Below are 26990 nucleotides of genomic sequence, written 5' to 3'. Positions count from 1 at the left end.
ATCAGGGTTATTCAGCGCAGGGCGTATGGTTTGAGAGACGAGGAATACTTACGGTTGAAGGTACTGACCTGCACGCTTCCTCCCCTGTAAGTAGCCCAAAATCACCTAAAATCACCCACACTCATTGGAGAAGACCCAAACTCTTTATCGCTATATTTTGAAAAATAATAATACACACTTTTCTCTGCAATCGAATATGCTATTTCTTCTATTTCTGGTTTTTTCCATACTCTATCTCTAAAATAAAAAGTCCCTCTGTTAAAAACACCGCTGGGTCCAATATTATGCAAATATTCTTTGTTCAATTGCCCGAACATTGCAATAGTCACCACTCTATCTAATATACTAGAGCCATTACAGAAATCACAACCATCACCAAAACATACAAATGGGAATATGGCCTCTTGCATCATAGCAACGCGAAAACCGATAACATTTTTCCCTAATCTTTCAATAGCGTTACCTTGAGCTTGGCGCTTTTTCCCCTCACTGGCTCTTAAATCATTTGTCCCCTGGTTTTTCTTTTCAATTATTAAAATTGGATATTGATAACCACTTTTACTAACTATTGATAATATACCTCCGTCTGGCTTCATGGAAGATTTTTCATGGTAACATTTAAAATCAACATCTGGATATTGTACTTTAAGCCTATTTATTATATCCTTTAATAACCATAATGGCTCATGCACTAACTGTATATTTTTGAAACGCTTTTGCAAACGTTTTACGACAACGTCTAATGCCTTTAAAACCATTTTTTCTTGACCTTTTGATGTCAGATTAATTACTGTTCCATTACGTTGTTGCCTTAACTCTTTTTTATTAGACATTGTTTTTCTCCAGTAAATAAAGGTATTCTGTTACGTGTATTGGTCTACGCCATAAATTTCTACTGCCACGGTAAGTATTATAAGGCGTTTCCAGCACTTCTACATTGCCTATTTTTTTTATTTCTTTTAAAAGATCACAATGCGGTACAAAACCCTCTGAATTATATGATAGTAAAATATACTTAGCATTACAATTTTCAAGAGCATCAAACAATGTTGCACAGGCCACTTTTTTAGCATTATATTTTGATCTATTCCAATCAGTTGGTATACCTGATACTTTGCTTATGTTATCAGGTTTTTCATATCTTGCTATCAAATTTAACATAAAATAATTAGAGCCGTAAGGATGCTGATTGTAAGGTGGGTCAAAATAAGCTAAATCAACGTGTGGTATTTTACGAACCAAATCATTTGCATCACTACGGTATATATAATATTTATTTTCATTAAAAGAGAATATTGGGGTATTAATGTTAATATCATTTAATATCCTTTTTAATGCATCTTTCTTATGTCCACCATATTGGCCAATACCATTAGCATTTTTATAAAATCCTTTAAAAACACCAGACGTATTTGCGTGTATAGAAGCTTCTACCAATAACGGTGCAAGAAAGAAATGTTGTTCCTTCTCTGGTAACTCTGCAATCAGTTGCCTGGCGGTATCAATATAAATTGCATTCCTTTTTGTATAGAAAACACGATCTTCATTTGATATTATAGTTTCGTCTTTAGGCGCATATAAATCTGTAATAAAACCCGGTTCCCAAACCTTTCTTATTTTATCTGTTATATACAACAACTTTTCTTCTATTTCTTTTATATTTACAAAACTTTTGTTGGTCAAATAACACTTGTTCAATATCTGACTATAGTATTCGATATCGTTAACATATAATGTATGAGTATGTTTCTTTAGGTTACGAGCAACAATGCCAGAACCAGAGAACAGATCCAAAGCACTAATTTTATTACAACCTAACTTACCTTTTACAATATTTACCGCTTTATCAATTAACGTAAGCAATGAACGTTTATTCCCAATGTAAGTTATTATTTGCTCCTCCAAATACTGTGGACTTTCCACAACAGTATTACTAGGCATTAATTCCTGTTGCAAATAATTAAAATGTATGGTTGACGCCCTATTCATAATACTCATTCATATCTTTATGTTGTTTAACTAAAAGCAAATAAATCTCTTTTTAACTTTAAACATCAAGATTCTTGACGTACTTGGCGTTCTGCTCGATGAACAACCGCCGGGGCTCCACCGCGTCGCCCATCAGCATGGTGATGGTATGGTCGGTCAGGGCCGCATCGTCGTTGGCAACTTGAAGCAGGGTCCGCCGCTCCGGATCCATGGTGGTCTTCCACAGCTGTTCGGGGTTCATCTCGCCCAGGCCCTTGTAGCGCTGGACATTGGCCTGGTCCTTGCCCAGCCGGCTGACCGCCTTCTCCAACTCCTCGTCGTTGTAAACGTAGTGTTCCTCCTTGCCCTTGGCCACCCGGTACAGCGGCGGCTGGGCGATGTAGACGTAGCCCTTTTCTATCAGCGGCCGCATGTGGCGGTAGAAGAAGGTGAGGAGCAGGGTGCGGATGTGGGCCCCGTCCACGTCGGCGTCGGTCATGATGATGATCTTGTGATAGCGGGCCTTTTCCGGGTCAAAGTCCTCCTGGCCGATCCCGGTGCCCATGGCGGTGATCAGGGTCCGGATCTCGTCGTTGGCCAGCATCTTGTCCAGCCGGGTTTTCTCGACGTTGAGAATCTTGCCCTTGAGCGGGAGGATAGCCTGGAATTTCCGGTCCCGGCCCTGCTTGGCCGAGCCCCCGGCCGAATCGCCCTCGACGATATATATTTCGCACAGGGTGGGATCGTCTAACGAGCAGTCGGCCAGCTTGCCGGGCAACCCTGAGGTCTCCAGGGCGTTCTTGCGCCGCACCAGGTCGCGGGCCTTGCGAGCCGCCTCCCGGGAGCGGGCCGAGAGGATGCCCTTCTCGCAGATCTTGTTGGCCAAGGTGGAGTTCTCTTCAAAGAAGGCCGCCAACTCCTGTCCCACCAAGGACTCAACAATTCCCTTGACTTCCGAGTTTCCCAACTTCGTTTTCGTTTGGCCTTCGAACTGGGGTTGCTTGAGCTTGACCGAGACCACCGCGGTCAGGCCTTCGCGGGCGTCGTCGCCGGACAGGGTGAAGTCATCCTTTTTAAGCAGGTTGTTCTTCTTGACGTAGTCGTTGATCACCCGGGTCAGGGCCGACTTGAAGCCGATCAGGTGGCTGCCGCCCTCGATGGTGTTGATGTTGTTGCAGAAGGAATAAATATTGTCGTCGTAGCTGTCGTTGTATTGCAGGGCCACCTCCACCTGCACGCCGTCGCCTTCCTTGGACACGTAGATCGGCTTGTGAATGGGGGTCTTATTTTCATCCAGATATTTTACGAAGGAGACGATGCCGCCGTCGAACTTGAAGTTGTGGGACTTGCCGGAGCGCTCGTCCAGAATGTCGATGGCCAGGCCCTTGTTGAGGAAGGCCAGTTCGCGCAGCCGCCCCGATAGCATATCAAAGGAGTAGCTGAACGTTTTGAATATCTGTTTGTCGGCCAGAAAGCTGACTGTGGTCCCGGTCTTGGCCGTCTTGCCAATGGTCTTCAGGGGACATTGGGTGATGCCCCGCTGGTAGCGCTGTTGGTACACCTTGCCGTCGCGCTGGACCTCGACCTCCAGCCACTCGGACAGCGCGTTGACCACGCTGACCCCCACCCCGTGCAGGCCGCCCGAGATGGTGTAGGCCTTGTTGTCAAACTTGCCGCCGGCGTGGAGCATGGTCATGGCCACCTCGACCCCCGGCTTCTTCTCGGTAGGATGCAGGTCTACCGGGATGCCGCGGCCGTTGTCGGTCACCACCACCGAACCGTCCTTGCGCACCGTCACCGTCACATGGTCGCAGGCTCCGGCCATATGCTCGTCGATCGCGTTGTCCACCACCTCGCAGACCAGGTGATGCAGCCCCCGGGTCGAGGTATCCCCAATGTACATGGCCGGCCGCCGCCGCACCGCCTCCAGGCCCTTCAGGACCGTGATTTTCTCGCTGCCGTAAGTCTCTGCCATATATCCCCTCTTTATGTCATTTCCTTTTTATAAGTTTCTTGATCAGCCATTTTACCGCCAACCCAGGACAAAAACCCTGCTCTCAAATAGTAGCTACTGACTACTGGATGCCGGATACTATCTGCAGCCCCTAACAGTCATTGTTTGCCAGAATTATCCACCTCTCCCACCTTGAAGACGATCTCCTTGATGATCTCCCGCCCCAGCATCTTGTTCAGTTTGTCCCTGATCTGGATTCTCATAAACATGCATTCCTGGCCCCAGGCCGGGTTCTGGGCCAGCACCGTCATCCGGCCCCGGAAGACCGATTCCGGCCGGGTCTTGGCCGCCATCTTGGGGCCGGCCGCCTCCGGCCAGATCAGCAGGGCCTGGCCCTCGCCCACCTTTTTGTCGATCTCCAGGTTCTTCAAGAGCCGGTCCAGGATGGGGCCTACCGATTCCGGTTTATTTGGATGGGCCATTAAACACCGCCGTTATAAAATAAAATCGATAATAAACAATGACTGACAGGAATAGCTTTTGCCAGGTTTCTGAATGGGTTTCGTATTTTTCGTGGCGAGGCGCAGGCGTAGGTGGTGTGTTTTCAGATTACTCCGCCACTATCCGGCCGGCTTCAAACCTGAACTTTTTAAAGCCTTCCTGCTTGGGAACCTCCTGGTTCTTGGCGGTGGCGATGAAAACCTGATATCCCGTATCCAGCTGGTCCACCAAAAGCCCGCCCCGTTCCCGGTCCAGCTCGGCAAAGATCTCGTCCAGCAATAAGATTGGCTTTTCTTTGAGCTGCTGGGCCAGCATCTCGGCCTCGGCGAGCTTTAGGCTGATGGCGGCGGTGCGCTGCTGCCCCTGGGAGCCGAAGCTGCGGATGCGGCTGCCGCCGATGGATATCTCCAGGTCGTCGCGGTGGGGACCGAACATGGTAATGCCCCGCCGCCTTTCAAACTCGTAGTTGGCGATCAACGCCTTGGCAAAGGTCCGCTCCACCGGCTCATCGGGCTCGGTCTTGAACGAAAGATGATAACGCAACCCCAGCCTTTCCCGACCACCGGCGATGCCCAGGTACCTGCTGCCGGCAGATTCTTTGAGGTCGTCTATCACCTGAATCCTTTTGTTGATTATTCTGGAACCGCAGGCCACTAATTGCTGGTTCCAGGCATCCAGCGAACCGACCTGGCCCCGTTCCTCGCGGATATCGAACAGTAGCCGGTTGCGCTGGTGCAGCACCCGGCGGTATTCCTGGAGATCGGCCAGATAATTGCGGGACAGCTGGGAGATGGCCAGGTCCATGAAGCGCCGGCGCACCCCGGGGCCGTCCTTGCACAGTTCATCGTCCTCGGGCGAAAGGCTGACCACCGGCAGCCGGCCGATAAGCTCGGATAGCTTGAGTTGTAGTTCATTGTTGATCTTACAGCGCTTTTCCACCTTGTTGAAAGCCGATTCCACCAGCAACTCGCCCTCTTGGGTCTGCATCTGCCCTTCCAGCCGGAACATGTCGTCGGAGAAGCGGATCAAATCTTCATCCTCAGCCGATTCCCGCATCGAGCGCCCGATGCACAAATAATAGATTGCTTCCAGCAGGTTGGTTTTACCAGCGCCGTTTGAACCGTAAAATATATTTTTATTTTCCGAGAACTCTACGGCAAAAGTCTGTAAATTTCTGAATCCACTGCCTTTAAAAGACTTAAGATACATAAAATGTCCGTTTTGTTAAATTTTAATGTTAAACACTATTGGGTGTATTAGAATGGTAATTATACCACAATATATGGTAAAAATGCAAAGATTTTTTATAGATTTTTATAGATTTTTTATATTGTAACTTATTGCTATGCAACGAATTTAATCGCATTTATTTTAATGCCCGGCAAAAACTGCCATTTATCGGATATTTTTTTTACTAAAACAAAAAACCGATAGAATTTTTCTATCGGGTTTTCACGAACTTATATTTATGGTGGGCAGTTGGATGAATTCAGAACCGCTATTTTTTCTGAAACCTATGACAAAATATTTTGGGCAAATATGAATGAGTTCATTGTAAAAATTAAATTAATAAATAAAGCCCCCCGCCGCAGGCGGGGGCTTTTTGCACCCCTGGTCTATGATACGGTTTTTTCCGTCTTAGATCTTTTCGCTACGGCCATCTCCCTTATCCCCAAACCGATTATTCCCAGTATTACCAACAGCGCGGATATCAGGCTGACGGTCAGACCCGTGTTGAATGTTTTGGAATAATATTTAAACTCTATTTTATGCCGTCCCGCCGGAACAACCACCGCCCGGAAAGTGTAATCCGCCCGATAGATTTTAGCGGGCTGTCCGTCGAGATACGCCTGCCAGGCCGGGTAATGGTTTTCGCTGAATACCATTATGGCCGTGGCCAAGGCTTCGACCGATATTTTTATTTGATTGGGCTGGTATTCATCAATGACAACGCTTCCTTGCGCTTGGTTGGCCGGAACGACTCCTTCCGGCGATTCTTCCAATATGACCGTCCGGGCGGGATCAAAGCCGGCCTGTTTGATGCGTTCCAGGATCTTCGTTTCCTCGGCAATTACTTCGTAATTACCTGCCAGCCAGGCCCGGGGCAGGGCTTTTTTATACTGGTAGATCCTGACCTGGCCGCCGTAACAGGAATCGTAAAGCGCGAAATCGGGATGGTTCAACGGTTGCCGCATCAGCAGGTATTTTGCACCCAGGATGGACATGAAATTCAGCCCGTTGAAGTCAAGGACATTGTGGAAATCGGGCAGCAGCCTTTGGGCGCTTACCCCCACGAATTCGTTATACCGCCGCAGGGGGTTGGGATGCTCTCCCCCCACTGTCTGGAAACCGAACAGGGTCAAATAATTCCCCTGCTGGTGGACCTGCAGTGGCATCACCCGGTAAAGCGATTTGTCGCGTTCTAGTTTCTGGACCACCTCGTCCTTGGAAAAATAATCATCGGGGGATACCACCTTCATGAATTTGGCGTCCACCCGCCACAACTCGGCAAATATCAGCAGGCCGGCAATCGCCGCCCACCAGATTAAGGGCATTCTGCGTTTGGCCAGCAGCCAAACCAGCAGAGCCCCCAGCAGCAGGATCACAAAGGCTATCCAGAATCCCCTGGCCATCTCAGGGTAGCTGTTCCACAAGGCCTGGGCGCCCCAGCCCTGAGCCGCAAAACCGGAAAGCATTGAGGTCATTCCGTCCTTGGCTCCGGTAAAAACAAACCCCAGCGCCAGCGCCGCGCCCAGGCCTATCAGCAATCCATTGAAAAGTTTTTTATTAAAATGACCGTCCATCAGGGCTTGAACTCCGGCGGCCGCCAATACGGCAGCGGCGAAGGAAAACAGGCTGAAGATCATGGCCGGGCTGCGGAACTTGGACATCCCGGGGATCAGATAATAGACCAGGTAATACAGCGGGGTGAAACCGCCGAAGGCTACGATCAGAGCAAAGGCCCCGAAAAATATGAAAAACAGCTTCAGTTTTTTCCGTTTGCTGTAAATCAATCCGACCAGGGCCAGCAGAACCGGGATCACCCCGATATATTCGGTGTGCAGTTTCAGGTCGCGCCGGCCCCAGTACCAATGGGTGGGACGTTCGCCGGAATCCTTGTCGATCAGGCCGGAGAACTCCGGCCAGACTATGTTGACTATCTCCTCCGGCGGCATGGAATACGAGGTGGCAAACTGGTAGCCCTTGTCCTGGCCCCGGGGAGAGAATTTTAGATAGGACTGCAGGGGCAGGGCCTGAACGGCGTAAAGGGAAAAGCCGACCGCCAGCATCGCCAAGCCCAGCCCCAATGTTTTGATAACATTGAGCCGGCTTTTATCTGCTTTGAAATTTTGATACATCCGGGCCAGGGCAAAAAAGAATCCTGCCAAAAGCAGGTAATACGACATCTGAACATGCGGAGTAAGCAGGGCCAGGCCGATTGCCAGGCCGGCGCACAGAGTCCATAAAAGCTTTTTGCCGGCCACGGCCTTGTCTATGAAAAGCAGCAGCCAGGGCAGCAGCGCCCCGACCATGATTTTGGCGTCATGGCCGGCGTACATCAGGCTGGCCGTGGAGCCGGTGAACATATAGGTTATTCCGGCCAGCAGCGAGGCGGTTCCGCCGAATTTGAGGTTCCGCAGGAACAGATAGGCGCCTATTCCGGCCAGCGCGATGTGAAGAAAATAATTCCAGGCGGTGAATTGATGGGCCGGCATAAACAGCCGCAAAAGCAGCGAGGTGGGATAAAATAAATCTCCGGCCACCGCATCCACGTAAGGCACACCTCCGTAAACATTGGAATACCACATAGGTATCTGGTGCAGACGGGTAATGACATCGGCGGCAAAGGCCCGGCTCATGTAGGCCCCGGTGACAAAATCTGTGCCAAAGATCATGAACTTGGACAACAACGCCCGGTTAAACATCACTAGGGCTAAGGCGAACAGAAAACCCGAGGCCAGCCAGGGATTATTGAGGTAGTCCCTGCCGGGTAGTTCTGGTATCTGCTGGACCGGGTTTGGTTTGGGATTTCGATTTTTTTTCATATTCCATGCATATTTATTGTTTCCTGAATCTCAACCCTATCAAAGCGACCATTACCTCGAATATCGTAATCCACAACCGGCCCATGATCGAAATAATTACCGCCAGCGGCACCGGAATATAGTATTTAAGCAAAAAAGCCATGGCCCCTTCCCGCACCCCCAAACCACCTGGGGTAATCAAGCTTAAAAAACCTACTGCCCAGGCTCCGTTATATAAGCCTATTGCTCCCGGCAGATAGGTCGGGCTTATGGGATATATCGTCCTGATCAAAAGGAAAAATGCCGCACCCTGAATCAGGGCGGAAGCAAAGTATAAGGCCGCCGCCGCCCCAAACCTGGCGGGATTAGCGGTCAGAGCCACCTCCCGTTTTAATAATACTCTGGCTATCCAGCGTAAAATGATGATGAGCAAAGGGGAGAATAATAGCAACAGCAGTATCGCAGCCGGCAGGGTCATCAGCCAGATCCAGGAAGGTACGCCCTGGGCCAGCAGAAATGGAATGCAGGCTATGCCCGCCAAAAGCGAGCCCAGCAGAAGCCCCATCATTTCTATGATCATGGCCGTGCCGCTTATCTTTTCGGAGACGCCCTCCGCTTTGCACAGGAGTATCCGGCCGCCCACCGCCCAGACGTGCCCGGGGATGTATTTGGCCAGGAGGGAAGCGGTGATCACCCACCATGACCGGGTAAAATTCATTCGGGATCCCAGCCCGTCCAAAATAATCTGCCAGGCTTTGATGGAGCAGCCGAAAGAGGCAAACAAACCCAGATAAGAAGCCAACAGCCAGAGATAATTAATATGAAGGCTGGAAAAAGGAATATCCTGCCAGCTTCGGTATAACTGGTTTCCCATGAAAAAGGCGATGACAAGGATCACAACCGTGGCGACAGTTTTTTTGAAGACCGGACCGGATATAAAACGCTTCATTATGCCTTTCCCTTATGTTTAAGCGCCACCATGATGTCGTAACATAGATATAATTTTTTTGAAAGCAATCTCTGCACCAAGCAGAGCGGGATCAAGCCGGCTTTGCCCCGGACATAGGCTATGTCAAACTTCTCCCGGCAGAGTTCTTCCAATTCCGGCCAGCTTAGTTCGGCATAATGGGTGGGATCCGGTTCCTGGCTTCCCAGCCATTTCCATAACATGGTCATGATCCGGTAAACCGGGCGGTTGGGGGTGGTCAAAACTACTACGCCGCCGGGCTTTAGGACCCGCCCCAGTTCCGTCAAAAGTCTTTGCTGAGCGGACCTGTCAGGCAGATGCTCTAGAACTTCTATAAATAAAATAGTATCAAAGACAGATGGCTTGAATGGTATTGCCATTGCATTCAACTCTACTAATTCGGAAGTGCAAGCCTTTAGATTTTGCAGGCGGGTGCGGGAAAGGTCGCAGGCTACTACTCTGAGACCCTGCCGGGTCAGCGGGACGGTGAAAGCCCCGTCGCCGGCGCCCAGGTCCAGCACTACCCCCCGGACATAACTTAATATCTCCTGATGCCAGTCGGAATATTTGGAAGAGCGGTAAGTCCTTTTTTGGACTTCCGCCTCCACCCGTTGTTTGTAGTAACTGCTGTCTTTCATTTTAACGGAAAGCCTGAATTTATTATGGCTGGTTATTCGATAAAATATATTGTAACTATACCACAATTACTGAAACCAGGTCAATAAAAAATGGCATGTCTTAAAGACATGCCATTTTTGGGGATTATCAGAAATTGACTATTTTACCAGCACTATCTTGCCAAAATAAATATCCCTGCCGATCTCGGCCCGGCAGATATAGATACCCGATGAAACCATGGAACCTGATGCGTTCTTTGCCTCCCACTTAAGCTGATGTTGCCCGGAAGATTGCACAGTATTCGCTAGGTTCGCCACCAAGCGTCCTTCAATGTTATAAATATTAATCCTTACTCTTTCTGGGACACTGAGTTGATAGACGATATCCGCTCCCCCCAATTTCGGCAGATTACTAATCTTGAAATATTTCCGTCCCGATTCCTCCCCCGCCCCGCCGGCAATCCCGGTGATTATCTGATAGTCCAGTGAGAAACCGTCTACGGTCGGGGTTCCAAAATAATCATTGGTAGTGAATATCACCTGATATTGCGTATATTTGGAGTTTGCCAGCCCGGCTTTGCCTCCCGATTTGACCACCGGCGACCAGGTGCTCCATGCTCCATCATCGGGATTGGCAGTGTTGCCCGATCTTAATTGAACCTGCAAGGAAGTCCCGACTGGCAGGGTGGCGTTCCAGGAGCAAGTACCCCAGGAGTAAGTATCGGTGCCGTTGCCGAAAACAGAAGAATTATATGTCTCGGTTTTGCCCCGATTATGGATGTTCCCATTATCTTTGGTGGAAATGTGACCGTAAGATGACGGGAGAGAATCATAACTAATGTATCCCGTTTTTGAGACCCCGTGAAAGATATAGCTCCACCCCCCGTAACTATTGGTTATGAGAACATCATTGATGCTGTTATTTGATAACTTGCCTACCAATGCGCCATGCGCACCGTTGGTCGGCAATTCTGTTCTGGCACTAAAGTCTGGCCCCCAGTACACGAAAGAATTTATTTTATAGGATAGATCATTATACCAATTGGCAAAAATAATATCGTTATTGCCATCACGATCCAGATCGACGATTGTGTTTCCAATGGCAGAATGCGTTTCAAGTTCTTGGCGTGGTTTTGTTTTGAAACCTGTGGCGCTGCCCCAATAAATATAGGAATTAACATTATACGTCGCATCGTTACGGTGATTGCTGAACACTATGTCCAGCCAGCCGTCCTTATCCACATCACCGATTGAGACGCAGTAAGCTCCATAGGTTTCCAAGGAATCCTTGGCGTTGTCGTTGTAAAACACCGAGTCCTGGCTTTTTTGCCCATAGTAGATGTACGAAGGGATGCTGAAAGTGAATCCGCCGGCCGGAGGATAATTTCCCTGTTTGTTGGGGACCACAATGTCCAATACGCCGTCTTTGTTAAGATCGGACACGGCAACATCGGAAGAACTAAATCCGCTAAGAGTTGTTCGGATAAAGCTCCTTCTATCCTTTTTATTTCCCCAAAAAATATATATCTCTGTTCCATTCATGCGAGATACAAGGATATCCAAGGCACCGTCATGGTTAAGGTCAACAATACTATTGCCGTGGCCGGCATATGCAGTTAAAGTTGTAGAATTATCTGCAGAATATCCGGCTTTACTGCCCCAATAAATCACAGCATTCCCATAATAATTACTGATGAGAATGTCCAAATTACCGTCCTTATCAATATCATCTACCGAGTTACCGGTTGATCCGCTGGAAGGCAGGGATTGTGAACTGTCTGCAGAATATGTCCAATCGTGCTTTCCCCAATAGATGTATGTGTATGAGCCTTCCAAATTACATATGATAATGTCCGGCCGGCCATCCTTGTTCAGGTCATAGAACGCTCCCGGCGCAGATTTAACGCAACCGCTGTCGCTGCCTTCCTTGGAGGTGAAAACGTTGGCGTTGAAATCGCCATCAGCAAAATCGGCCTGCGAAGATTCCACCCAGGTTCCGGCAAAGGAAACTGCCGTGGAGATACTTAAACAAGCCAAAACTGCCAGAGGAAAAGATAACTTTTTCATGACCGGCTCCTTTTTTATGATTACCATTATCCTTTGTAGCACATTATACACCGATAAAAGCCTTTTGTCAAGAACTATTTTTAAATATTTTTTGATAGACCTGCAGCGTTTCCCCGGCAGTCTTCTGCCAGGTAAAAAGCCTGGCCCGCTCCAAGCCTTCGGCGGATAGTTTCTGGGATAAACCCTGGTCCGATAATACCGAAAGGATCATTTCCTTCCACAAGACTTCATTGAGGGGATCTATCATTATCCCCGCCTCCCCCACCACTTCGGGAATTGAGGAATTGTTGGAAGCAATGACCGGGCAGCCGCAGGCCATGGCCTCCAGCACCGGCAAGCCGAAACCTTCGTAGAGCGAGGGGAAAACGAAGACATCAGCGGCCGCGTAGTAATGCGGCATATGCTCCTTGGCCGCCGATTCCCTGACCAGGACCTTTGATGACAGGCCAGACCGGGCAATGAATTCCTTGTCCTTTATCCCTGCCGGATTGACTTTTACCAGCCTGATGTTGCCATTTCCCCGGGCTATGCGGTCAAAGGCCTTCAGCGTGGTGATGAAATTTTTCCGGGGGGCGGCGGTTCCCACCTGTAAAATTATCTTCTCCTCCCGGGGCAGCCCCAGCAGCTCCCGGCTGGCCCGCTTGTTGTATGGCTTGAATTCCGGGGTGACGCCCAGCAATACCGGAGTGACCCTCCGGGGATCCAGTTTGTAGATCCTCACCAGGTCCTTTTTGGTGGCTTGGGAGATGGAAATAACGTGGTCGGCCTTCTTTATCCCCGAGTAAAGAAAACCTCTCCAGCATTTCTCCAACAGGGATGACGGCATGAAAAGCGGTATCAGATCCAGGCAGGTGACGATCCTTTTGTTGCCTGCTTTGAGGAACGAGAGATTCTGGCTGACCAGGTGGACGTTCTCCTGATGCCGATAAGCCCGGCTGCACCGCCACCAAAAGAACGGTTTGGGTCCTTTACCCTTTATTTCCAGGGAGGATTCCAATCCGCCATTTTCACCGGCACCAGGTCTTTGATGTTCCGGTAGAGGTTCCAGGCGTAAACCCCGGTTCCGCTGTATTCCGGCTGGTCGTTGATTATCTCAATATGATCGGAATTATTCATGCGTGAAGTTCCGGATTCTGTTAATCAAAAAATGGGCGGTTTCAGTCCGCCCATTAAATAATCCTTGGATTTAAAACTCAACTGAGATATCTGCCCGCAAGGGATTACCCAGCCCGCCCATCGGGGCGTAAGCCACATCTAACCGGTATTTTTTGATGCAGATCCCCAGTCCGCAGGCCAGCCCGGTAAAGTCGTCCAGATCGGAGCCGGTCTTGATGCCTCCCATGGTGCCGTTGTATCCCAGCCGCAGGGCCAACGCATCCTTCACAAAATATTCCAGACCCAGCTGGCCCTTGACCCCGGCATCTATGGCCTTGGAGAGTGCCAGGGCCACGGTCAGGCGGTTCAGGACCGGACGGTAGGCCAGTCCGCCCCGGAAGGTCAGGGGCAGTTTCTCCTTTTCGTTGACGAAGGCCTTGGCGGCCACTCCCAGGTTCAGCGCCGAGAATCCGGCGGTCAGGCTGCTGCCGTAATTGTGGCGGCCCTTGGCTTTTAATAGAATTTTAGCCGCCTGTTCCATGTCAATTTCATATAGAACGCCCAGATCCACCGCCACCGCGGCGGCCGAATATTCCTGCACCTTGTCGTAAATCCCTTTCAGCGCGGCCCCGGCAAAAAGCTGGGAACTGATGACCCGACCGTATCCCAGCGACAGGGCCAGGGTATTGTAGCTGAAGGTGTTTCCGGTGCCGGTGGGCATGTCCATGGTGGTCTCTTTGATGGAGCCGCTGTTGAGGTAGGAGATCCCGGCGCTGTAGGTTCCCCATTGATCCCAGGGCTGGACATAGTTTAAACTGCCGGCCTGGATATCGGCGGCATAATTGGTGTAGCCGGCCGAGCCCTGCCGGGATTTTATCAGCGACAGTCCGGCTGGGTTATAGGGCAGGCCGGCCGGGTCGTCGGAGGCGCCGGCCAGGGCCTCGCCCATGGCCACGGCCTTGGCTTTTAAGGGCAGGCGCAAAAACGAGAAGCCGCAATCCTGGGCCGGGGCCACCGCCGCAGCTGCGGAGAATACCGCCAGTAACAGGATGGTCTTCTTCATAAATTTACTCCTTTATATCTGATCTTTTGTTGGCCGACAGAAACAGCACGTTGCACCAGCGGTTGTTGGAGCCCACCATCCGGCTGTCGTCAAAATTGAAAGAGGGCCGGGAGAGCACCGCCGAGAAATCCTCCCGGTGTTCCCACAGCCAGTCCCGTATCTCGTCCTCGTCCAGTGAATTCAGGAAATAAATGAACTCCTCGATGGTAAAGCCGCTTTGCCCCCGCTCCTCCAGCCAGTCCTCCACCTCCGGGCTGTTGACGCTGGCCAGCAGTTCAAAGATATCGTCCCAGCACTTTTGGGGCACGATCTTATTCTTGATGTAGCTTTTGAAATAAGTCATGAGCCTCTTCCGTAAATATTTTTGTCCTTGCTTTCGAAGGCCCCCGGCAGATCGGCGCCCGGCGGGAACACCATCCGAAAAACATAATACTTTAATTTTCACGGTTTGTCAACAGTTTTAAGAAAGAATCGTCACTTTTGGGACTGAACCCAATTCTGATCGATTGGCATGGACTCAGCGCCGGGTGAGGATGTTAAGCCCTCTTTTCTGCTTGTGCCGGGGATGGGTGCTGACCGAATTGATGGCGTTGACGATGGCCACCAGCACCTGGGTTTTCAACTGGTCGTGGGCCATGTTGACCATGGTGTGGATGTGGCCTCCCTCGCTGACCACGTATTGCGACGGGAGCTGATTCAGGGCCAGGGCCGTCACGTCCAGCTGGCAGACCCGGCAGCAACAGATCCCGGGCCGGGACAGCATCACCCGGGAAAGCTCATCCTTGACTATCCGTTCCATGTAGTTGGTGAGTTTGGGCATAATCCCTCCATTGAGTGGATTTGATTTCTAAAGGTCCAGTTTGAATCGAAAATGTTTTTTAATTCTGGACTTTCAATTCCTTCGGGAGCCGGTCCGGGTGTTTTTCATTCTTTAGCTTGCCCGGCATCAGCGGGTAAGATCCATCTCCACCACAAACGATCCCTGATAGCCCAGGACTTTGGCCCGGGTTTTAAGATTGTCGGCATCCTGGCGGGTCAGGCAGTTGCCGGCCTGGACCTTGTAATAAGGCAGGGATTCGGAGATGTAAATCTGCTGGTCCTCGAATTTCCAGCGGGCTTCCTCGGCCACCCGGCGGGCATTCTCGATGGAGCCGGAGACGAACAACTGCACCCTCCATCCGTAGACCTGCTGCACTGGGCCCTTGCTGCCGGAAAGCACTGTCATGCCCGAGTTATCCTGCGGGGCCGGGGCGGGAACGGGCGGTTGTTCCGGGAAGGGGGTCTTGGCCGGAGCCTCGGCCACCGGTTCGCCCAAAGGCTTTTGAACTTCCTGCTTGTTGCCGAAACATCCTGCTAAAAGCAGGGGCAGGGCCACAGCCAAAAGAATTTTGTGTTTCATTCCTTAAGTAGACCTCCTGTGCTGTGCTAAGAATATGTGACTGGAAACCCTGTGAATATATTGCCCAAGATTTAATTCCCGTGTTTCCTGATATTCCGTTATTCCGTGATTCGCTCCCAAGAAAAAATCCTGTTAATTCGCTTACGTTAACCTGTACGTCTTCTTCTCCTCCACGCCTGCCCACGGCCCCGCAATAGCGTTTACCCCGAAGTAAGGCGGGGGAGCCTCGCCTTTAGGCGGGGCATGGCGTGCTTGCGCCCCGCCAACGGCGGGGCGCAAGCACGGCGGATCAGCCTTTCTCCTTCGTTCACGCTTCCTCCTTCGTTGCTACTATGGCGGACCACCGCCACAACCCATGGCCCCGCTGCAAGCCAGAGCCTCGCCTTTGGCGGGGCGGGGCGGGGCAAGCAAGTCGGCGGACAGGCCTACGCCCGCCGAAGGGCCTGCCTGGAGCCGAACATCCGCTTCCGCTGTCGCTACCATGCTTGCCTTCTTCAAGTGCCGTAGCTTTCGCTTACGCTGCATGCTTGTCTACCCTTGAAGGCCGTAGCTTCAGCGAAGGCCTTAGCGGAGGCACTCGGCGAAGGCAGGCTATAGCCCGCAGGCAGGTTGGCTGAAAGCGCCATCCGCTTACGCTCCAATATTTGGCTTCCTTGAGTGCCGAAGCTTCGCCCGACGCCATAGCCTGCTTGCATAATGACGGCTTTGGGCGACGGCATCAGGCATGTGGTGAGCCTGTCGAACCATGCCAGACCAGGAACGCGAGTGAAGCGTATCCACAGCGATACGGTGAATGAGCGTGACGCAGTATGGCGGTTTTGCAGCCGTTTATGCCCAAATTGTTATTTGAGGATAAGCTCTTTTTGTCTTGGTGCCTTTGTGGTTAAGAGGGTGGGTTATTTCTTCTCCCCTTTTTCCTTCTGGGCCTCGGCTATGATCTTCTGGGTGGTTTCGAAAGGCACGTCCTCGTAATGCGAGAACTCCATCTCAAAGCTGCCCCGACCCTGGGTCATGGAGCGCAGCGCGATGGAATACTTGTACATCTCGCCCTGGGGCACGGTGGCCTTGACCACCTGCATCCCCTTGGCCGATTCCATCCCCTGGATCCGGCCCCGCCGGGAGTTGAGGTCGCCCATCACCTGGCCGGCGAACTCTTCGGGAGCCATCACTTCTATTTTCATCACCGGTTCCAACAGCACCGGGCTGGCGTCCAGCACGCCTTTCTTAAGGGCATGGACCGCCGCAATCTCAAAACTGGTGCCGGCCGAATCCACCGGATGGTAGGAGCCGAAATGCAGGGTGGCCTTGACATCCACTATATGATAACCGGCCACCGCCCCCTCGTTCATGGCCGCCCGCACCCCCTTTTCCACCGAGGGAATGAAGTTATTGGGGATGACCCCGCCCACGATGGCGTCCTCAAACTCAAATCCCGAGCCCCGGGGCAGCGGCTCCAACCGTAGCACCACGTGACCGTACTGGCCGTGACCGCCGGTCTGCTTTTTATGCTTGTATTCGGAATGCTCCACCTTCTTGGTGATGGTCTCGCGGTAGGGAATGCGGGGCTTGAACAGGGTGACCTCCACATTATACTTCCGCTTCAGGCGGCCCACCATCAGGTCCAGGTGAAGCTCGCCCAGGCCGTAGATCAGGGTCTGGCGGATCTCCGGCACGTAGCCGTAGCCGAAGGTGGGATCCTCGTCCCGGATCTTGGAAAGGCCGGTGGTCAGCTTGCCTTCGTCGTCCTTGGATTTTGGCTCCACCGCGATGGAGATGGAGGCCTTGGGCTGGATGATGGCCGGCAGCAAGTAGGGATGTGCTTTCTGGCCGATGGTGTCTCCGGTGCCGGAATCTTTTAATTTGACCGCGATCCCGATGTCGCCGGTGACGATCTTTGAGGCTTCGCTCCGCTCCTTGCCCAGGGGATAGAATAATTGGCCGAATTTCTCGGCCTTGCCCCGGGAGCAGTTGTAAAGCTCGATGCCGGTTTCCACCGACCCGGAATAGACCCGGAAGAAATTCAGGTTACCGGCATGGGGCTCGATGGAGGTCTTGAATATGAAGGCCAACGGCTGCCCGGCCGGGTCGCACTTGACCGTGACCTCCTCGTCGCTGCTGGCCTTGACCGCGCTGACCGTTTGAAGGTTAGCGGCCGTCGGGAAGGAAGCATTGACTATGGAGGCAAATGATTTGATGCCTATTTCAAAATAACCGTCGCCGGCGAACACCGGCACTATCTTCTGGTTGGCGATGCCGGACCTTAAACCATTGGCTATCTCGGCCTCGGTCAGGGCCTCGCCTCCCAGGTATTTCTCCATCAGGGCGTCGTCGGTCTCGGCCGCGGCTTCCACCAGCCGTTCCCGGAATTTCTTGGCCGTGTCAGCCAGCTCGGCCGGGAGCTCGGCCTCGGCGTATTTGCCGTTCTCCTCGGAGCAGGCCTTCATCCGGGTCAGGTCTATCACTCCTTTGAGATTTACCTGCTCGCCCAAGGGCAGGGTCAGGGCGGTCAGGTGATTGCCGAACATGTCCTGGGCCTGTTCCAGTGTTCGGTAAAAGTCGGAGTGCTCCTTTTTGATCCGGGTAATGAACAGGGCCCGGGGCAGGTTCAGCTCGTCGGCGTATTTCCAGGTCTTGTCGGTGCCCACTTCGATGCCCGAAACCGCCTGGACCACGATCACGGCGCAGTCGGCCACCCTGATGCCGGCCTTGACCTCGCCGGCGAAGTCGGCATAGCCCGGGGTGTCGATGATGTTTATCTTGTGGTCCCCGTATTCGCAGGCCGCCAGGCTGGAGGAGATGGAGATCTTGCGGGCCACCTCATCGGGATCAAAATCGAACATGGTGTTGCCGTCGTCCACCCGCCCCAGCCGCTCGGCCGGCCGGGCCAGATGCATCAAAGCCTCGGCCAAAGTTGTTTTTCCGCAGCCGCCATGACCGGCCAGCGCTAAGTTGTGGATCTTTTCGGCAGTGTAGGTTTTCAAAAAAAGTTCCTCCCCTAATGTAAAATATGTGAAATATTTATTTTGGCTAAAGAAAATTGATTATAACAAGCTTGCCGCATAAAAGTCAATAATCAAATGGGAAGTGCCAAAATAAATGGGAAACTTGTTCTTGACTTCAATTCTATAATTGTTAATTGTTCACTGCTAATTGCTTCACTTCTCCTGTTCGATCTGCTGCCCCTGGCCCTTCAGCGCCGCCTGGCGGTTGAATATCCTCATGCTGTCGTTGAATATGGTCCATGAAAAAAGGGCGATGATCACCCCGAACCCGATCTGCTGGATCACCATCTGCACTTTGTTAGACAAAGGCTTTTTGCGCAAGCCCTCCAGCAGGCAGAAGAAAATCACTCCGCCGTCCAACACCGGCAAAGGAAGAAGATTGACCACCATCAGGCTGATGGAAAACATTGCCATCAGGAACAACAGGTCGGAAAAGCCTTTCTTGGCGGCCGGGCCGGCCATCTGACCCATCATCAGTACGCCGCCCAGCTGCTTGGCATTTTGGGGCTTGCTTACGATCTTGGCCAACCAGCCATAGATGCGGCCCACCAGGCTGACGGTATTCAAAAAGCCCGCCGCCACGGCTTCTCCCGGGCCTAACCTGATCTTATAACTGCCGAATTCCACCGGCGCAACGCCTATCATTCCTACCTTGCCGTAGCCGGGCAAATCCTGCTCCAGGGGAACAACTTTTAAGTTCAAGGTATCGCTCTGGCGCAGGACTTTTAGGCCGACTTCCTTGTCGGCGTTTTTGTAGATGATGGAGCGCATCTCATCCCAGCTTTTGACCGGCTGGCCGTTGAGCGCCAATATCAGGTCTCCCTGGGAAAGCCCGGCCTGATAGGCCGGCCCGCCCGAAGAAACTTCGCCCAGTTGGGGCTGGGCGCTGGGCTCCAGGCCCAAATGCCACGGTTTTCCGGGGGAAGAAGAGGCTCGGAGCACGCTGACCTTTCCTTCCCTGTTCACCGACACGATCAGGCTGTCGGCGGATTTGGATTTTACCAGGCTGTCGGTGACGGTCTGAATCTGGTGCCAAGAGCTTATCTCCCGGCCCTGGATAGAGGCGATGACATCGCCCGGCCGGATCCCCATCCGCTGGGCCGCCGTGCCGTCCTGAACTTTGGAAACCACCGGAGCAAAGTCCGGTACGCGGATCCCGGCGAAACCGATCAGGATGAACAGCAGAAACGCGAATATCAGGTTGACCCCCGGGCCGGCCAAGGACATCAGGGCCCGGCCCCACCAGGAGGCGGCCATATAGTCGCCGGGCTTTACCTGATAATTGTCCTCGAAAGCGTCCTCCCCGGCCAGCTTGACATAACCGCCCAGTGGCAGGGCCGAGATCAGATATTCCGTGTCGCCCTTTTTGAAGCCTATGAGTTTGGGGCCGAACCCCAGCGAGAATTTCAGGACCTTGATCCCGACTTTCCGGGCCGCCCAGTAATGGCCAAGTTCGTGAACGAAGACCAGAACGCCCAGCACGAACAGCGTTGCCAGAATGGTGATGATCATTTAATTTTTCTCCGTATTGATTCCCAAAATAATTTAATTTTCCAAGAAAAGCAATTCTTCCGCTTTCGGATAACAGGCTTACACTTTACAAATGTTGATTTTCCGTTAATACGGTAATGCTGGGTGTGCCTTAGTCTTGGTGGCTCCATGTGAAAATAAGGCCTGTGCCCCGTTTGAGAATTTTTCGCGTGGTCCGCGGACAGAAGGTCAGGCGTCTTTCCTGAAGGTTGGTATCACTTTTTGGATGGCGGCCACCACCTTGTCTTCTTGCCCCGTCACCGCGGCCTTATACAACTGGGGCAAAAGTTTTGGCAGGTCCTTCAGTCTGGCATGTTTGCCTTTGACCACGAAGATCTGGGCGTGTTTGGTGGTGTTGATCCCCTCCTCGGCAGTCAACAGTTCTTCGTACAATTTTTCCCCCTGGCGCAACCCGGTGAACTCTATCCCGATGTCTGTCTCCGGCTCCAGCCCCGAGAGCTTAATCATGTCGCGGGCCAGGTCCACGATCTTCACCGGCTGGCCCATGTCCAGCACGAACACCTCCCCGCCCTGGCCCATGGCCCCGGCCTGGATCACCAATTGCACCGCCTCGGGGATGGTCATGAAGTAGCGCTTCATGTCGGGATGGGTGACCGTTACCGGCCCCCCGGCCGCGATTTGCTTCTTGAACAGGGGCACCACGCTGCCGCTTGAGCCCAGCACGTTGCCGAAGCGCACCGCCAGAAACTTGGTCTTCTTCTGGCCGTTGAAGCCCATGATCACCTTTTCCGAGATCCTCTTGGTGGCCCCCATCACGCTGGTGGGGTTGACCGCCTTGTCGGTGGAGACCAGCACGAACCGCTCGGCCCCGTGGGCCAGAGCCGCCTCGGCCAGGGTCTTGGTGCCGAAGATATTGTTCTTGACGGCCTCGCCAGGATTCTGCTCCATCATCGGAACGTGCTTGTGGGCGGCGGCGTGAAAGACCACCTCCGGCTTATATTGGCTGAAGATGCAGTTCACCCTTGGGGCATCGCCCACGTCGCAGATCAGGGTCTCCAGTTTCACTGTCTTCGATCTCTGGGCCAGCTCAAAGGCGATGTGATAGAGACTGTTCTCGCCCTTGCCGGCCAATAGCAGTCTGCCCGGTTTAAAGGAGGCGATTTGGCGGCAGAGCTCGGAGCCGATGGAGCCGCCGGCCCCGCTTACTAAGACGCTCTTGCCGGACAGATACCCGGCTATCTCCTCCAGGTTGACGTTGATGGCCGGCCGGCGCAAAAGATCCTCTAGCTCGATGTCCCTTATCTGGTTGATGCCGACCTCGCCCGAGATGATCTCCTTGATGCCCGGGATTATCTTGAATTTAAGCTTGGCCTTTTGGCACTGCTCCACCACTTCCTTGACCACCGGCCCCGGGGCCGAGGGGATGGCGATCACTATGGCGTCGGCCTCCTTCTGCTCCACCAGTTTGTAGATGTCTTTCCGCCCCCCGCCGATGGTTATGCCATGGATCTTTTTGCCCTGCTTTAGGGGATCGTCGTCCACGAACCCCACCGGCTGATAGCCGTATTCCGGGTGGGCCAGCATTTGCCGGGCCACCATCTCGCCGGCGTCCCCGGCCCCCACGATCAGCACCCGGCTGCAGGCCTTGTCTTTGGCCGCGGCTTTCAGCCGTCCTTGGGACCACAGCCTGAATACCATTCTAATCCCCCCGATCAACATCACGTCCCCCAGCCATTCTATGATGATCACGCTGCGGGGGTAGCCCAGGCCGGGCACTACGGCCCAGGTGACGGCTAAAATGATGATCGAACCCAGCGAGATGGCTTTGAGGATGGTCAGCAAGTCGGTCATCCCGGTGTAGCGCCACACCCCCTTGTAGACCCCCAGATACCAGAAGATGGCCATCCTGACCAGGGTGACGCAAGCGGCTATCAAAATTAAATTGGACTTAAAGATGTCCGGAATGTTCCCTTCAAAGCGCAGGGCAAAGGCCCCCCACAGGGATAGTGTCAAGAGCAACGCATCTATCAGCACCAGTCGCCATAATTTTCTTTCCAGCAGATTCATTAAAATGCTCCCCTTCCGGTTAATACTATCACTAAGGTTCTCCAGATTATCCAAAGATCAAAACAAAAACTCATATGGCGGATATAATAACTGTCCAACCTCAGCTTGGTGTCTATCGGCAGGTCGTCGCGGCCCATAATCTGGGCAAAACCGGACAGGCCGGGGCGGACCTGAAGCACCTTGCGTTGCCAGAGCGACCATTCCGCCTCCAGTGCCGGGATCTCGGGCCGGGGTCCGATCAAACTCATGTCCCCCTTGATGATGTTGAACAGCTGGGGGAGCTCGTCCAGGCTCCAGCGTCTTAAAAATTTCCCCACCCTGGTCACCCGAAGATCGTTACGGACGGCCAGCAGGGGCCCCTTGTTTTCGACATTGGGGACCATGGTCCGGAACTTGAATATTTTGAAGGGTTTTCCGTTCAATCCCGTCCGCTCCTGCAGGAAAAGCGCCCCGCCCCGGGAATCAATGATTATGGCCAGCGCCACCAGGGCCATCAGGGGCAGCAGGAAGATCAGGGCCCCGCAGGATGCCATTATGTCAAATAACCGCTTCATGTTTCTTTGGCTCGTCCTTCAAAATTCCGTCAATATTAAAGCGGTGCAGCGCCAGCAGCAGTCCCGCCATCACCCAGACGATGGTCACCACCTCCGAGTCGCTGAAATTCCATTCCGCCAGTCCGTTAATCTGAAAACCTGTCAGCGCCGCCATGATCCCCCCGGCAAATATGCCGGTCAGGCGGGATCTGGATCCCATCAGTTTCGCCGCCAGCGCAAAAATAGAGAACCACATGAACAGGAAAGCGGCCAGGCCTACAAACCCCCGGGTGGCGGCGATCTGGATGAAATTGTTGTGCAGGTGTCCGCCCATGGGTATCCCCTGCCAGAGTTTTTCGTCTTCGGCGGTCCGCATCCCCTTCAGTATCTGGCCCAGGTCTATCGATCCCGTTCCCAGCACCGGCCGTTCCTTGATCAGCTGCCATCCCATCCGCCAAAAACCCAACCTCATGTTCCAGGAGGTGGCCTTGTTCCCGGAATATAACTTAAATGACATCTGGTAATTGTTGGCGCTGTAAAAAACCCCGGCCAAAAGCAACGCGGCCAACAAAAATACCGCCGTCCTCCTTTTCCATGACCTGATCAGGGCCGGAAAACCCATCACAAAACCGAACCAGGAGCTGACCGTTCGGGTAAGGATCAGGCTGGCCGCCAGCAGGGCCGCAGCGGCCAGGGAGTGCAGCCGCTGCCGCCGGCCGGGCGACCCAAGCTGGTATTGTATCCAGGCCAAAGACAGCAGACCGGCCATCATGAATATTCCGCCTGAGGTCATGGCCATTCCCTGGGCGGCCAAAAGCCTCGGCTGGTATCCAAACCAGAACATCACCAGGCCGTAGACCCCGGTCAGGGCCGTCATCCCCAGGAACAGCTTGACCAGTTCCAGCAGCCGGGCCGGGCTCTTTACATTGAACCCTGTGAAATACACTGCCGACAGCAGGTAGAATTTTTTAAGGCTGATGAAGCTCTCCCAGGGGGAAAGCGAGAAGACGGTGGAAAGCAACGCCGAGGCCAGAAACAGCCCGATGCCCAAGTCCAGCGGGGTCTTGAAACCGTTCCACCGTTTTTCCACCAAGCATTTCAAGAGCCAGGCCACCCAGCCCGCGAACAGTGAACTTTGAGTGAAGGCGATGGACACCGGAAGCGAGGCCACGAACCCTACCATGGCCAGCTGGGTTGTCTGATCCAGAAAATTTGCCGCCATGTTTTTATTCATCATAGGTCTGTCCAGTACTCGTTCATCCGGCGTCCCTGGGGTGTTGCAAACTGCCGTTTTATGGTGAATCCATTTTTCTGGTAGAACCGGTTGACCCCGTCGTTGCCGTCGCGGTCGGTGGTCAAAAAAACCTTCCGGCACCCTTTGTCCCTGGCCGTTTTCAGGAATTCCGCCACCAGTTTCCCGCCCCAGCCCAGGCCCTGGGCTTCGGGAGATGTCCCGATCGAGTACAGTCCGGCCATCTCATTGCCCGCCGGGTTTTCACCAGGATGGTTCAGGGCCCCCAGCAACCGCACGATGATTGAGGGGTTTCTCGTCACGGCCGGAAGGGAGGCCCAGCCGAACATCACCCACTGTTTTTTCAAGAGCCTGGAGTAGAAACCTCTGGGGTTGGCGGTCCCGGCCACGAACCCGGCCACCCGTCCGGTTTGATCAAGCCCCACCAGCGCAATGCCGCTGGGATCGGAGCACACCGCCCGGTAGTACCGGGACAGGAATTTGGGACCCAGCTCGCTCAGGAAAAATCCGGGAAAGCTTTGCAGGTGGGTCTGGACCACCTGGTCCACATCGTTTGGCGTCATTTTTCGTATCATATCCTACCGGACGGCGCATTCTTCCATCAGTTTCTGGTATCTCAGCGTGGCGGCCTTCCGCTCGCCGTGTTTCAGCAGGAAGTGCCTGCCGTTCTGGCCCAGCTTCAGCCTTCGGGCCGGATCGCGGTACAGGGCCAGGATCGCTTCGGTCAGGCCCCGGGCGTCCCCGGCCGGAACGCAGAGACCGCACCCGGCCCGGGCGATGAACCTGGCCGTGTCGCTGTCCGGGTCCAGGCTGGCCGCCACCGGTTTGGCCGCCGCCATGTATCCCAATAATTTGCTGGGAACCGAGCTTTTTCCCTTGTTTTTTCCCAGTGTCACTATGGCGATGCCGGCGCTGGAGATCACCCCGGATAACATCTCCCGGGGCTGGAATGGCAGCAGCCTGATGTTGTCCAGGCCCCTTTTTAAGGCGGCGTCCCTGATCCGGTCCTTGACCACCCCCTCCCCCACCATCAGGAAAACGATGTCCCGGTTGCCTTTCAGGCTTTGGGCGCACTCCAGCATTATCTCCGCCCCCGATACTATCCCGATGGTCCCCGAGTACAGCACCACGAATTTGTCATTCAGCCCCTGCTTCAGGGAAAAATCATTTTCCCTGGGTTGGGGAGCGATCTCGGAGGCGTCTATCCAGTTGTAGATGATCTCGACCTTTCCGGACGGCACGCCCTTTTTTACCAGGTTATCCCGGAAACCCTCGGAGATCACCGTCACCTTGTGGGCCTTGCGGTAAATGGTCATTTCCAGCTTTTGCAGCAGGCCTATCAGCCGTGAATTATTTACCACCCCCGCATTCACGGCGGCGTCGGGATAGATGTCCTGGACGTTGAAGATATAGCGGCACCCTTTAAGTCCCTTGAGCATCATGGCCGTAAGGCCGTTGGACAGGGGGGGGGACACAACCAGCATCAGGTCAGGTTTTTCCAAGAACAGCACCGCCAGAAAGGAGGTGATCCCGAAGCTGGCGAAGTTCAACAGCCGTCCGAAGATGGTTTTGCGGGGCGAGATATGAAGAAAGCACCGGATCACCTTGACCCCGCCATCCCAAGATACGCTGAACAGTCTTCGGCTGTAACCGGGAAAGATTATCCCTGCCGGATGGTTGGGAAAACCTGTCACCACGGTCACCTGGTGGCCGTTTTTCACCATATCCCCGGCCAGTTCACGGAGCATCACCCCGATGGGCGCCTGCTCCGGCGGATAATACTGGCAGATTAACACAGTTTTCATGGGGTCAAACCGCGTTCCTTTTCCGCCAGGGCCTGCTGGACGACATTCATAAACCCGCGGGCCACCTGTTTCCAGTCCGATGGAAACCGCCCGGCCCCGGCAGTGGCATTGTTTTTAACCTGGTGTCCTTTCCTAAAGGCCGGAAGGTTTTGAATTGCATCAACAATGGACAAGGGATCGTGGGGGTCAAAATAAATGGCCTGATCGCGGCACATCTCCCTGGCAAAATCGCGGTCCGAGGTCAAAATCGGCAGCCCAAAGGTCATGGCCTCCAGATAGATCAGGCCGTAACTTTCTATCAAGGTCGGCAAAAAAAGCGCGGATGCCGCCTTGAATGCCCCAGCCACCTCTGTCGCCTTTAAGGCTCCCAAATTCGTGATCACATCTCCGTGGTTCTGTAAAACTTCTTTTGCCAGTCGGGCTTCCGCCTCGCCCTCAATCGTCGTATAAATTCGGACCTGGCCGGCCAGGTCCCGCCTCCGTAATTCCTGGGCCACTGCTGCTAAAATCGCATGATTTTTATGGGGATATGCTTTCGCCAGAAAAAGTAATTTGATGTTATTCTTGTGGCCAGCCATTACTTGGTTCGGAGCCGCCGCCAGCGCCGCCTCCCGGAGGGCCTGGGGAACCGGCTGGCGTATTATCTGAATCTTTCGAAGCGGGATCTTATATTTTTGGTGGAGCCGCTGGGCCATGACGGCCGACTGCACAATGACTGCCTCCGATGATCTAACAGTATATGAAAACAGCTTTTGCATACATAATCGTTTCCCCCAAGGCCAGGTTTGGACCCCTGGATGTTCCTTCTGTTCATAGGCCAGCAGGGCCTGCTGCACAAACACCACCCCCGGGCAGGGAAGGCCGGCCGGATTGATGTCGCCAAGGGTCAGACACACCTTGGCCTTCTTTTTTTCCGCCAAACGAGGGATTTGCCAGAATATTTCCCATAACCGGAGAATGTCATTGTTCACCACCCGCCGCCGTTTTTCAAACAATATTTCCGCATTGTCAAACAATGGCAGGGAACGGAACTCTTCTTCATCCGGAACAAGTATGCAAAAATGCCATTGCGGATGCAATCTGACCAGATTGGGGATCAAACTGAGGCCTATCGACCGGGCGCCGGCTCCGGTCAGGTTGACAGCGTTGATGAGTATCCGTTTTGTCGAATTAGTTTTATTCAC

At 53.1% G+C, this 26990-nt stretch carries 23 protein-coding genes; all 23 read right to left on the bottom strand.

Annotation, left to right across the window (positions count from 1 at the left end):
- Nucleotides 1-101: 101 nt before the first annotated feature.
- The 23 genes from HY768_09140 to HY768_09030 all read right to left on the bottom strand — a co-directional run bounded on the left by HY768_09140 (nucleotide 102) and on the right by HY768_09030 (nucleotide 26990).
- Nucleotides 102-833 carry a hypothetical protein gene (locus tag HY768_09140; GenBank protein ID MBI4727364.1) on the bottom strand — a complete coding sequence of 244 codons (732 nt, stop codon included), beginning with the start codon at nucleotides 831-833 and terminating at the stop codon, nucleotides 102-104.
- On the bottom strand, nucleotides 826-1941 hold the full coding sequence (locus HY768_09135) for a DNA adenine methylase (GenBank protein ID MBI4727363.1): 1116 nt from the start codon (nucleotides 1939-1941) through the stop codon (nucleotides 826-828). The genes HY768_09140 and HY768_09135 overlap by 8 nt, the downstream gene beginning before the upstream one ends.
- A gap of 106 nt (nucleotides 1942-2047) precedes the next feature.
- Complete coding sequence (gyrB, locus tag HY768_09130; GenBank protein MBI4727362.1) at nucleotides 2048-3943, bottom strand: DNA topoisomerase (ATP-hydrolyzing) subunit B; 1896 nt, start codon at nucleotides 3941-3943, stop codon at nucleotides 2048-2050.
- A gap of 137 nt (nucleotides 3944-4080) precedes the next feature.
- On the bottom strand, nucleotides 4081-4404 hold the full coding sequence (locus HY768_09125; GenBank protein MBI4727361.1) for a DUF721 domain-containing protein: 324 nt from the start codon (nucleotides 4402-4404) through the stop codon (nucleotides 4081-4083).
- A 127-nt stretch (nucleotides 4405-4531) separates the two neighbouring features.
- Nucleotides 4532-5632, bottom strand: a complete 1101-nt coding sequence (gene recF, locus HY768_09120) for a DNA replication/repair protein RecF (protein MBI4727360.1) — start codon at nucleotides 5630-5632, stop codon at nucleotides 4532-4534.
- A 407-nt stretch (nucleotides 5633-6039) separates the two neighbouring features.
- Nucleotides 6040-8469, bottom strand: a complete 2430-nt coding sequence (locus tag HY768_09115) for a YfhO family protein (protein MBI4727359.1) — start codon at nucleotides 8467-8469, stop codon at nucleotides 6040-6042.
- A 13-nt stretch (nucleotides 8470-8482) separates the two neighbouring features.
- A complete protein-coding gene (locus tag HY768_09110; protein ID MBI4727358.1) occupies nucleotides 8483-9397 on the bottom strand; it encodes a flippase-like domain-containing protein in 915 nt (304 codons plus the stop codon).
- Nucleotides 9397-10053: a class I SAM-dependent methyltransferase gene (locus HY768_09105; protein ID MBI4727357.1), complete on the bottom strand. Its 657-nt coding sequence runs from the start codon at nucleotides 10051-10053 to the stop codon at nucleotides 9397-9399. Before HY768_09105 ends, HY768_09110 begins: the two co-directional genes overlap by 1 nt.
- 138 nt (nucleotides 10054-10191) lie before the next feature.
- The gene (locus HY768_09100; protein MBI4727356.1) at nucleotides 10192-12099 is read right to left on the bottom strand and encodes a VCBS repeat-containing protein; all 1908 of its coding nucleotides are present in this window, start codon (nucleotides 12097-12099) and stop codon (nucleotides 10192-10194) included.
- 67 nt (nucleotides 12100-12166) lie between these two features.
- Complete coding sequence (locus tag HY768_09095; GenBank protein MBI4727355.1) at nucleotides 12167-13096, bottom strand: glycosyltransferase family 4 protein; 930 nt, start codon at nucleotides 13094-13096, stop codon at nucleotides 12167-12169.
- Complete coding sequence (locus HY768_09090; protein ID MBI4727354.1) at nucleotides 13075-13215, bottom strand: hypothetical protein; 141 nt, start codon at nucleotides 13213-13215, stop codon at nucleotides 13075-13077. Before HY768_09090 ends, HY768_09095 begins: the two co-directional genes overlap by 22 nt.
- Before the next feature lie 70 nt (nucleotides 13216-13285).
- On the bottom strand, nucleotides 13286-14257 hold the full coding sequence (locus HY768_09085) for a PorV/PorQ family protein (GenBank protein MBI4727353.1): 972 nt from the start codon (nucleotides 14255-14257) through the stop codon (nucleotides 13286-13288).
- A gap of 4 nt (nucleotides 14258-14261) precedes the next feature.
- The gene (locus tag HY768_09080) at nucleotides 14262-14600 is read right to left on the bottom strand and encodes a hypothetical protein (GenBank protein MBI4727352.1); all 339 of its coding nucleotides are present in this window, start codon (nucleotides 14598-14600) and stop codon (nucleotides 14262-14264) included.
- 174 nt (nucleotides 14601-14774) lie between these two features.
- Complete coding sequence (locus tag HY768_09075) at nucleotides 14775-15077, bottom strand: late competence development ComFB family protein (GenBank protein MBI4727351.1); 303 nt, start codon at nucleotides 15075-15077, stop codon at nucleotides 14775-14777.
- Between the two features lie 126 nt (nucleotides 15078-15203).
- Nucleotides 15204-15656, bottom strand: coding sequence for an SPOR domain-containing protein (locus HY768_09070; GenBank protein MBI4727350.1), 453 nt, complete (start codon nucleotides 15654-15656; stop codon nucleotides 15204-15206).
- A gap of 896 nt (nucleotides 15657-16552) precedes the next feature.
- Complete coding sequence (gene fusA, locus HY768_09065) at nucleotides 16553-18637, bottom strand: elongation factor G (GenBank protein MBI4727349.1); 2085 nt, start codon at nucleotides 18635-18637, stop codon at nucleotides 16553-16555.
- A 174-nt stretch (nucleotides 18638-18811) separates the two neighbouring features.
- Entirely contained in the window at nucleotides 18812-20170 is a 1359-nt protein-coding gene (gene rseP / locus HY768_09060; GenBank protein MBI4727348.1) for an RIP metalloprotease RseP, read from the bottom strand.
- A gap of 207 nt (nucleotides 20171-20377) precedes the next feature.
- Complete coding sequence (locus tag HY768_09055) at nucleotides 20378-22216, bottom strand: polysaccharide biosynthesis protein (GenBank protein ID MBI4727347.1); 1839 nt, start codon at nucleotides 22214-22216, stop codon at nucleotides 20378-20380.
- Nucleotides 22216-22770, bottom strand: a complete 555-nt coding sequence (locus tag HY768_09050; GenBank protein MBI4727346.1) for a sugar transferase — start codon at nucleotides 22768-22770, stop codon at nucleotides 22216-22218. The genes HY768_09055 and HY768_09050 overlap by 1 nt, the downstream gene beginning before the upstream one ends.
- On the bottom strand, nucleotides 22754-23986 hold the full coding sequence (locus HY768_09045; GenBank protein MBI4727345.1) for an O-antigen ligase family protein: 1233 nt from the start codon (nucleotides 23984-23986) through the stop codon (nucleotides 22754-22756). Before HY768_09045 ends, HY768_09050 begins: the two co-directional genes overlap by 17 nt.
- Nucleotides 23983-24564 (bottom strand): GNAT family N-acetyltransferase, encoded by a 582-nt coding sequence (locus tag HY768_09040; protein ID MBI4727344.1) that lies wholly within the window; start codon nucleotides 24562-24564, stop codon nucleotides 23983-23985. Before HY768_09040 ends, HY768_09045 begins: the two co-directional genes overlap by 4 nt.
- Before the next feature lie 15 nt (nucleotides 24565-24579).
- The gene (locus HY768_09035) at nucleotides 24580-25806 is read right to left on the bottom strand and encodes a glycosyltransferase family 4 protein (GenBank protein MBI4727343.1); all 1227 of its coding nucleotides are present in this window, start codon (nucleotides 25804-25806) and stop codon (nucleotides 24580-24582) included.
- Nucleotides 25803-26990, bottom strand: a complete 1188-nt coding sequence (locus HY768_09030) for a glycosyltransferase (GenBank protein ID MBI4727342.1) — start codon at nucleotides 26988-26990, stop codon at nucleotides 25803-25805. Before HY768_09030 ends, HY768_09035 begins: the two co-directional genes overlap by 4 nt.

The organism is candidate division TA06 bacterium, assembly GCA_016208585.1.
Lineage (GTDB): Bacteria > Edwardsbacteria > AC1 > AC1 > EtOH8 > UBA5202.
This window is presented reverse-complemented; position numbering and strand designations above follow the sequence as displayed.

What these genes read in the sequence shown, in the direction of transcription:
- HY768_09085 (MBI4727353.1), bottom strand. Translation starts at nt 14,257, where the DNA reads ATGAAGAAGACCATCCTGTTACTGGCGGTATTCTCCGCAGCTGCGGCG.
- HY768_09125 (MBI4727361.1), bottom strand. Translation starts at nt 4,404, where the DNA reads ATGGCCCATCCAAATAAACCGGAATCGGTAGGCCCCATCCTGGACCGG.
- HY768_09105 (MBI4727357.1), bottom strand. Translation starts at nt 10,053, where the DNA reads ATGAAAGACAGCAGTTACTACAAACAACGGGTGGAGGCGGAAGTCCAA.
- HY768_09110 (MBI4727358.1), bottom strand. Translation starts at nt 9,397, where the DNA reads ATGAAGCGTTTTATATCCGGTCCGGTCTTCAAAAAAACTGTCGCCACG.
- HY768_09080 (MBI4727352.1), bottom strand. Translation starts at nt 14,600, where the DNA reads ATGACTTATTTCAAAAGCTACATCAAGAATAAGATCGTGCCCCAAAAG.
- HY768_09055 (MBI4727347.1), bottom strand. Translation starts at nt 22,216, where the DNA reads ATGAATCTGCTGGAAAGAAAATTATGGCGACTGGTGCTGATAGATGCG.
- recF (MBI4727360.1), bottom strand. Translation starts at nt 5,632, where the DNA reads ATGTATCTTAAGTCTTTTAAAGGCAGTGGATTCAGAAATTTACAGACT.
- HY768_09045 (MBI4727345.1), bottom strand. Translation starts at nt 23,986, where the DNA reads ATGATGAATAAAAACATGGCGGCAAATTTTCTGGATCAGACAACCCAG.
- HY768_09135 (MBI4727363.1), bottom strand. Translation starts at nt 1,941, where the DNA reads ATGCCTAGTAATACTGTTGTGGAAAGTCCACAGTATTTGGAGGAGCAA.
- HY768_09050 (MBI4727346.1), bottom strand. Translation starts at nt 22,770, where the DNA reads ATGAAGCGGTTATTTGACATAATGGCATCCTGCGGGGCCCTGATCTTC.
- HY768_09075 (MBI4727351.1), bottom strand. Translation starts at nt 15,077, where the DNA reads ATGCCCAAACTCACCAACTACATGGAACGGATAGTCAAGGATGAGCTT.
- HY768_09100 (MBI4727356.1), bottom strand. Translation starts at nt 12,099, where the DNA reads ATGAAAAAGTTATCTTTTCCTCTGGCAGTTTTGGCTTGTTTAAGTATC.
- HY768_09040 (MBI4727344.1), bottom strand. Translation starts at nt 24,564, where the DNA reads ATGACGCCAAACGATGTGGACCAGGTGGTCCAGACCCACCTGCAAAGC.
- HY768_09090 (MBI4727354.1), bottom strand. Translation starts at nt 13,215, where the DNA reads ATGAATAATTCCGATCATATTGAGATAATCAACGACCAGCCGGAATAC.
- rseP (MBI4727348.1), bottom strand. Translation starts at nt 20,170, where the DNA reads ATGATCATCACCATTCTGGCAACGCTGTTCGTGCTGGGCGTTCTGGTC.
- gyrB (MBI4727362.1), bottom strand. Translation starts at nt 3,943, where the DNA reads ATGGCAGAGACTTACGGCAGCGAGAAAATCACGGTCCTGAAGGGCCTG.
- HY768_09035 (MBI4727343.1), bottom strand. Translation starts at nt 25,806, where the DNA reads ATGAAAACTGTGTTAATCTGCCAGTATTATCCGCCGGAGCAGGCGCCC.
- HY768_09140 (MBI4727364.1), bottom strand. Translation starts at nt 833, where the DNA reads ATGTCTAATAAAAAAGAGTTAAGGCAACAACGTAATGGAACAGTAATT.
- HY768_09070 (MBI4727350.1), bottom strand. Translation starts at nt 15,656, where the DNA reads ATGAAACACAAAATTCTTTTGGCTGTGGCCCTGCCCCTGCTTTTAGCA.
- HY768_09115 (MBI4727359.1), bottom strand. Translation starts at nt 8,469, where the DNA reads ATGAAAAAAAATCGAAATCCCAAACCAAACCCGGTCCAGCAGATACCA.